6 protein-coding genes are annotated in these 4,467 nt (G+C 51.4%); 4 read left to right on the top strand and 2 right to left on the bottom strand.

The genetic code is table 11. The features are described from left to right. Nucleotides 1-457 (bottom strand): Type 1 glutamine amidotransferase-like domain-containing protein (locus QP891_RS11580; protein ID WP_284796922.1); only part of this gene is annotated, 457 nt, incomplete at its 3' end. Between the two features lie 102 nt (nucleotides 458-559). Between QP891_RS11580 and QP891_RS11575 the strand changes: the two genes are divergently transcribed. Next, a complete protein-coding gene (locus tag QP891_RS11575) occupies nucleotides 560-1,183 on the top strand; it encodes a hypothetical protein (RefSeq protein WP_284771340.1) in 624 nt (207 codons plus the stop codon). Nucleotides 1,184-1,501: 318 nt separating this feature from the next. Here the strand turns inward: QP891_RS11575 and QP891_RS11570 are convergent, their stop codons facing one another. Beyond that, the gene (locus QP891_RS11570; protein ID WP_284771339.1) at nucleotides 1,502-1,978 is read right to left on the bottom strand and encodes a hypothetical protein; all 477 of its coding nucleotides are present in this window, start codon (nucleotides 1,976-1,978) and stop codon (nucleotides 1,502-1,504) included. Between the two features lie 314 nt (nucleotides 1,979-2,292). Here QP891_RS11570 and QP891_RS11565 point away from each other — a divergent pair, with 314 nt between their 5' ends. From QP891_RS11565 to QP891_RS11555, 3 genes are all read left to right on the top strand, one after another. Beyond that, a complete protein-coding gene (locus tag QP891_RS11565) occupies nucleotides 2,293-2,523 on the top strand; it encodes a hypothetical protein (RefSeq protein ID WP_284771338.1) in 231 nt (76 codons plus the stop codon). 131 nt (nucleotides 2,524-2,654) lie between these two features. Then, nucleotides 2,655-2,897, top strand: coding sequence for a hypothetical protein (locus tag QP891_RS11560; protein WP_284771337.1), 243 nt, complete (start codon nucleotides 2,655-2,657; stop codon nucleotides 2,895-2,897). Next, on the top strand, nucleotides 2,872-3,912 hold the full coding sequence (locus QP891_RS11555; protein WP_284771336.1) for an ATP-binding protein: 1,041 nt from the start codon (nucleotides 2,872-2,874) through the stop codon (nucleotides 3,910-3,912). The genes QP891_RS11560 and QP891_RS11555 overlap by 26 nt, the downstream gene beginning before the upstream one ends. Nucleotides 3,913-4,467: the final 555 nt, after the last annotated feature.

Below are 4,467 nucleotides of genomic sequence, written 5' to 3'. Positions count from 1 at the left end.
ACTCCTGGTGCAATCTCGTAGCGCCTGATGTCTTTGAAACCGAGACTTCGGCTATACTGACCACAGCAGCATAGCTAACCCCCGACGTGTCCACTTTCCGGGGGTCAGGCCCAATCGCCCCAGCAGAGCTTCCCGCATACAACTTTCCATTACGCACGGCGTCAGCAAGAAGCTGATCTGCCCCGGTAGATTTCAGCGCGTGAAGCAAGCGGAATGTTTCACCACTCGCAACATAAACGCAATCAGCTTGCTCAAGCTCATGGCGAAAAACACTCAGCGGTGTCTCTGAAATAGTAAGAGACACCAGCGTATCCGCCACTTCACTAACCTCTTTTAACTCCTCCTGGGCAAATGGAGCCTGTCGCATTTCCACCGCCGCGTCATCTATATAGAGAATTCTTCCAGTCAAATACATGGCGAGATCAGGATGCAGGTAAGAGAAAAGAAGTAACTTCATACAACTCAGCCTACGGCCTAGCGTTTGTAGATCGAGGATACTTGGCTGTGCTCATCTTATACTGCTCAGTGAGCAAGCTCGTAAAAAGAAAGGTGAAATCCGTTGTCGTCAGACGTTCGGCGTTCAAAGAACAGTATAAAGTGGGCATTATTTTTACTAGCGTTCCATCTTGCTGCCGTAACGCTGGATCGTTTTTCGTCGAGGCGACAGGCACGAAATGGGGTGGAAGGCGATAACGAAACTGTCGAAAGCGCCCAAAGTAACACGCAACTGAAAGGGAGTGTTCGGTGGTATTTGGGAATTAATCGCACCATCTGTTTTCTTGTACTTGTAACTACCATTACAGCATGGATTTCCGTGTTGTGTTGTCACAATGAAGAATTCCTGCCATTGGCCGTATTTTCTCTAATTAATGTTTTTATTTTCGGGTATCGAAGCATATGGATGAGCAGTGTAAACAAGCGTGGGTACCAAGTAACTAATGACCCGGATGCCTATTCCCTAGAAAGAACAACCTCTTTGGCTTGGATGCTTTTGATCTTCTTTGTAACAGCTCGCTCTATGGGAATTGACTTGGCGCCGAAAGCGGTGACGGAGACGATTACTACACTAATCCTCCTGACTCCGATCTTTAGTATCTCTGGATCAAGCTGGGGAAAACTAAAAGCAATAAAGCTTAACGGCGACAAAATCGCCTGGCCTTGCCTACCGGGAGGACCCAAATAAAGAAGAAGCGAATGTCATATATTCATGGACCCCATACGCGTATCTACGATCCGCACAAGCGAGACTTTCTCTTCAGCCATAACTGCTAACGTAGTTGCTGAGTTTATCCGCATAATACAGCGAAGCCTGCCTTAACAGTAGATTCATTAGCGATTCTTGTCAGTGACAAGGACTGGGGAAAATAATCTGTGGGAAACTTCAATCTGCAGATAGGAAATAAACACCTCATTGGTTCTAGGGGCGACGACATAACATTCATTATCGGCGTGTAAAAACACGCTTTTACCATTCGAGGGGTCGAGATACCCCCAGTTTTGACTACCACGGGCGTTTAGCTCGCGGAGGCAGGTCTCCTTCAACGCTGCGAATCCAGCGTCCAACCCGCGCCTGGGACGTATGGGCGATCTTTGCGACTTTTGCTTGGGAATAGCCGATGTCGTTGAGTGAGGCTGCGAGATATTTTTGTACCTCGGTCAGCTTTTTTACGGCAGTGGTGATCCGACTCAAGAGGATTTCGTCTTGGGGCGGATAGTTCATTTTTCTCTTCACTTCGTCGTCTGTCGGTTCCCAATTCGGATCTGGGTTTGAGGCTTTGAGTTGATCCTCTGCACTATAGAAGGCCTCCTCTTCCCAAGTATTCATGGCTGTCACTAAATCGACATATTCGAATTTCGCTCCGGGAATCTCATTGATGGTCTTTAGACGCTCCTGAAGTTCCTTCTCAATCGCTTCGACGCGATTTTGTAGGTCGGAAAGGTATTTTTCAACCTCGTCGATATCTATGTTCTTACGCATGTATACGAACCTAATGCTCATCTTTCGGTTTTTCTAGTTTGTTCTTATACGTCTGACACTTCGCGCGCTGTATGTACTAGAGGCGAATAACCGGCACTTTCCGAGAGCCGTGATGTCTGTTTCCTTATTTATGTATCCGTATCCAGCATAAATCGTTTCGATTTGATTTTTTCTATATTGTGCGATTGACACGTCACGCTCTTTCTGTACAATAGTCAAATACCGGTGCTTTTATAGAGTTCTGAACTCTCTGCCCTTGTTCATGCACCGGAGTCAATTAACTTGCCTTTTCTGAATAAAGAAAGGATTTTGTCGTGAAGATACCTTCTTATCTTCTTCCCGTCGGCCAACTCTCTGAGGGGATTGAGGTGAGCAGCGAGCCTCAAGAAGTCGTGACTCGCGATGGTGAGTCGAAAACCTCGCAGGTTTTCCTTGGTCAGGCATGGAAAATAGGCGTCAAGTATGTGTTAAGCGAGAAGAAGACGACGCGGAACGATGTGACCGTCGTGGACAGGGAGACTCGCGATGGTTCGGTGACCGTGTAGTCTCAAGTAAAACCGCTGGTCAGTGAGGGTGACGTCGTGACTTTCGAAAACGTGATGACCGGCGCTTTTGCACCTCAGGACGGAAATGCCGTCCAGTTCGTTCAAGCAACTAACGTTAAGGAGGCCTAAAAATGCTCCACGCCATCAAAAGCACAGCTGGAGACTACGGAATGTTCGTCGGCGGTTCGGAAGAGTTCAGGAAGTCGCAGGTTGAATCGACTTTTCGTGCTCTGACTTCGCCCTGGAAGTGCGCTTCGTTCATGCGGGAAGTAATCGAGGCTGAAGGCCCGGAGAATTGCGGGTTTACCAGCATGGACGAGGCGACTGATGCTCTAGAGGAGCTTGTGAATGCAGCTGCCGTTGAACGTCGATGAGTTACAGCAGGCTGTCATCTTCTGGTCGATTCGGATAGCCCTGGCCGTTGTCGTTGCCGGCATTGTTTGGCTTGCTCTTGTCAAGCTTTTCCGACGGCGGTGGTTCCGCACTCGCGCGGCGCGCGAGTTGTCGACCAGGAGAAAACAGGTTGAGGAAAAGTTTGAGATGAAGATAAACCGAGTAAGCCGAGACGGCATGGTTCCTATCGCCCCGGGGGATACATCGAAGTGGACTCGTGAGGGGCTGTCGGCGGAGTTGGGCAACCTTCTAAAGACTCCGGTCAAAGTGCTGGTGAAGAGAGGGAAGGTTCAAGTCGTTGACCTGGTGGACTTGCCTTCGACAGTTCGGGGCGTTCCTCGGTACGAGGAAGGCCGGGTCATTCTAGGCCTGTCCGAAGACGGCGAGACCGGCGTTGATCTGAGGGAGCAGTCAGGGGCTGTCGTCGGTGCAATGCCCGGTTACGGGAAGTCCATTCTTTTGCAGCACCTGGTGAGAGCGCTAAGCAGCGCGGGCGCGACCGTGAAGACGTTCGACGGCAAGCGAGAGAAGGCAGAAGACTTCTTACCGGTTTTGAAGAGCATGCAGAAAGTAATGAACAAGCGGCTTTCGTCTGAGTTGGATTTTTGGCGAGATCCTCAGGGGAAAAAGCTGCTCGTCGCTGTTGTTGACGAATGTCAGTTAGTGTTTTCTGCTGCGTCGTCGTCAAAAGACGATAAGAAGTCTGCCGACGATTGTACACGACTTGTAAGAGATTTGGTGCAACGTGGCAGGTCAGCCGGGGTGTTTGTTGTCCTGGCAACCCAGAGAATGACCGCCGACGTGCTGCCAACTGCGATTCGCGACCTCTGCGGTGTGAAGCTTTGCGGACATGTCACCCGCCCGGAAGACGCTGAGCTGGTACTGGGACGCAGACCTGAGGACGGTGAACCGTCTCCGGTGGAAGTTGGCCGTGGTCGGTTTGTCTGCGCTGGTGAGGGCGGGAATCTCGTCGAAATGCAGGTGTTCGCTCCCTAGTTGTATGTCCCCCCAATCCAAGGCCGAGCGTGAGTGACCGCGCGGATGCCGGTAAGGCCGACGCGGAGCGACCTCCCAGCGGGAGGAGCGCGAAGCCGAGGGAGGCCGAGAGGCCGGAGCAGAGGGAGCGGTAAGTGAGTGCCGCCGTGATTGGGGGGGATGCGGCCCGGTGCTCACAGGGACGGGGCCGCGCACCTTGTTTTAAGCGATTTTTCAGGGCAAGGCGGTCGCAGGCGCGACCGTCGCGGCAGCCCAGTGCCGGGGTTAGTGTTACCCGGCACCTCTGTAGCATGTATCACCCCAGCTCAGAAAGGATATTCAGGTGAAGCAATGCGTAGCAGAAAATGTAGCAAGACTACGCAGTCACGGTCATGGATGGCCACAGTATCAGCAGAGAAGATGAGCCGAAAGGAGATAGAAGAAGCTCTTGCACAGTACTCCTATCTAGGGCAGCTAGAAGAAGGCGAAGAAGACGGATGGTCAAGTCCGTTTGAGTGGTGTTTCTACCTTTCGATAGAGCATGCAGTGTGATGGTGTCAGGGGCCAGCACGTGCT

Origin of the sequence: Corynebacterium sp. MSK310 (assembly GCF_030227355.1) — a bacterium.
Lineage (GTDB): Bacteria > Actinomycetota > Actinomycetes > Mycobacteriales > Mycobacteriaceae > Corynebacterium > Corynebacterium rhinophilum.
Note: the sequence above shows the minus strand (reverse complement) of the source record. Positions and strands in the feature narration are given on the sequence as shown.